Here is a 2,084-nt window from a genome sequence, read left to right on the forward strand (position 1 = left end):
GGCGCCTTCGGTTCGGCCGCCTCGGCTGAGGCCGGCAGGACCACGCGAAGAGGCGACGGCGCTTGCGCGGACGCTCTCGACTCGGCGCGGCCCGGATCCTTCAGAGCGGAATTCGCCATCATCAGCCCGCTGCCGAAACCCACGCCCAGGATCAGGAAGGTGGTTCCGACTCCGGCAAAAAAAATGCTTCCGTTCGATGGCATGACCGCGTCTCCAAAATTCATCGAACGAACGCGCGAATCCTGCACCTGTTCCGACTCGGGAAAAACATGCAAGGCGGTTCCGACGTCATCGAGCAGTTGCCGGGGCTCAAGCCTTCAGACCGGCTTGGGCCTCTCGATCGAGCTTCATCCTCTTTGAAACGATCAGCCTTCACGCATGTTTTTTACCGATTGAGATACAGCGAGGCGCGCCATGGACAAGGATCGCGGCAAGGACACGGGCAAGGATACCGGACTGACACCGGACGATTTCCCGATCGAAGCCGACAAGGACAAGCTCAGGACTCACAAGGGCGAGCCAGTGGCCTCGGCCGAGTCGGAGCAGATTGCGGACCAGATGGCCGAACGGCTCAACGAGCATGCTCACCAGGAAGAGCAGGATCGCTGGTCGGCGTGAGGCGCGATGCGGCGAGAATGAATGGCCGTCGCACTTCAGCTTACTCGTTCAAGCATGATCCATCGGAGAAGCGTTTGCTTTTCCGGATCATGCTTCAGGCACCTCCTGCCGGCGTAACGCCCAGGATAGGAACCAGGAACAGGAACCAGGAATAGGAACGGAGCAGCGTTGCCGGGCATTAGGCCGCGCCGGCGTTTCACGATTCCGGCAAATGGCGGCCTCGGCTCGAAGTCCCGCCCCCTGACCAGCGCCGAGGCCGCCTGTCGCGTCATTCGAGAACTCGTTTTTGTCGCCAGATCCAGCGCGGGCGCCGGAACGTGCGGGAAAGCGAAGCGGGCCGATCAAGCGGAACGCGGCATGGAGACGGGCTGCGCGGTTCGCTCACCCAGCAGCTTGCCGGTGGTGCTGTTGGCGAAGTGCAGCGACATGCAGGCCGGGCACCTCACGGCCACATAGCTATCCGCCGGCCCGGAACTCTCGGGCCGCTCATCGTCGATGCGATGCTGGACGTTCATGCCGGTGCGCGGGCACCTGAAGAGGATCTGGCGCTGCATATCCTGATTCATGCGCCCGAACCGCCGCCGGCGAAATTGCGGACGATTCCCTAGGGGCCTTTCCTATGTTTGCGATGGGTCAAGGCGAACGGTTTTGCGAACCGCTAGGCTCTGGATGGCATCGGGCGCGCAGTCGCTCCGGTACCGAACGAAGCGGAGCCCGGACTCCTAGGCACTCCGGGCGCCGCTTCGATGACAGGGCGATCGCGATCAGGGAGCCGGCCACGAGCGGCTTCGATGGCAGGTTCGATGGAACCGGCCCGACGGCGCCGTACGGTCAGTACGACCCCGCCGCCGTACACAGGCCACCATCGCGACTGCCTCGATCAGGAGAGAGCCATGATATCCGCCAATCTCGATGATCTCACCGCGCTGGTGCGCTACGCGCTCGAGACGACGCGCGCCACCACGGTCTGCCCTTTCCACGACGATGTCATCATCCGCGTGGGCGACGACGCCGCCGAGAGCCATGCTTACGAACGCGCCAAGCGAATCCTGGGGAGTGACGGTACGGCGTTCGACGGCAACGCTCTGAAGGAAGAGATCGGCCGCCAACTCGCCATCGCAGCGGACGGGCGATGCCCGAAATGCGACCGGACCGATCCGGCCCGCTAAGGCGCACGGCGCCGCATTCAAAGCCGCTCAATCCTCCACCCGGAACAGGCGCCATCGCGCCGGAACGCCCTTGAGCTGGTGCACGCCGTGATCCCTGAATCGGATCTCTGACTGCGCCATCAGGTCCCTGACCGCGCTCGAGACCAGGACCTCGCCGGCGCGCGCTTTGGCGGCGACGCGCGTGCCGATGTGAAAGGCAAGGCCCACCATCTCGCCCCCGCTCACCTTGTATTCGCCCGCATGCAGCCCGACCCTGATGTCGAGCCCCAATGTGCGCACCGCCTGGCGGATCGCGGT

Annotated in this window: 4 protein-coding genes and 1 pseudogene; 2 read left to right on the top strand and 3 right to left on the bottom strand. The window is 64.3% G+C overall.

The annotated features are described in order from the left end of the window. On the bottom strand, nt 1–275 hold a 275-nt coding region (locus tag MOV75_RS35850), incomplete at its 3' end, for a hypothetical protein (protein WP_247007713.1). Between the two features lie 139 nt (nt 276–414). Here MOV75_RS35850 and MOV75_RS35855 point away from each other — a divergent pair. Then, nucleotides 415–618, top strand: coding sequence for a hypothetical protein (locus MOV75_RS35855; RefSeq protein ID WP_246931114.1), 204 nt, complete (start codon nt 415–417; stop codon nt 616–618). A 341-nt stretch (nt 619–959) separates the two neighbouring features. Here MOV75_RS35855 and MOV75_RS35860 read toward each other — a convergent pair whose 3' ends face one another. Further along, nucleotides 960–1,184: a hypothetical protein gene (locus MOV75_RS35860; protein WP_246931113.1), complete on the bottom strand. Its 225-nt coding sequence runs from the start codon at nt 1,182–1,184 to the stop codon at nt 960–962. 327 nt (nt 1,185–1,511) lie between these two features. Here MOV75_RS35860 and MOV75_RS35865 point away from each other — a divergent pair, with 327 nt between their 5' ends. Then, nucleotides 1,512–1,787 carry a hypothetical protein gene (locus MOV75_RS35865; RefSeq protein WP_246931112.1) on the top strand — a complete coding sequence of 92 codons (276 nt, stop codon included), beginning with the start codon at nt 1,512–1,514 and terminating at the stop codon, nt 1,785–1,787. Between the two features lie 27 nt (nt 1,788–1,814). Here MOV75_RS35865 and MOV75_RS35870 read toward each other — a convergent pair. Then, a pseudogene (locus MOV75_RS35870) lies at nt 1,815–2,084 on the bottom strand (adenylate/guanylate cyclase domain-containing protein); the annotation flags it as partial.

This window comes from Bradyrhizobium sp. PRIMUS42 (genome assembly GCF_023006515.1).
GTDB lineage: Bacteria > Pseudomonadota > Alphaproteobacteria > Rhizobiales > Xanthobacteraceae > Bradyrhizobium.

Coding starts and splice junctions, on each gene's coding strand:
- MOV75_RS35855 (WP_246931114.1), top strand. CDS start 415: ATGGACAAGGATCGCGGCAAGGACACGGGCAAGGATACCGGACTGACA.
- MOV75_RS35860 (WP_246931113.1), bottom strand. CDS start 1,184: ATGAATCAGGATATGCAGCGCCAGATCCTCTTCAGGTGCCCGCGCACC.
- MOV75_RS35865 (WP_246931112.1), top strand. CDS start 1,512: ATGATATCCGCCAATCTCGATGATCTCACCGCGCTGGTGCGCTACGCG.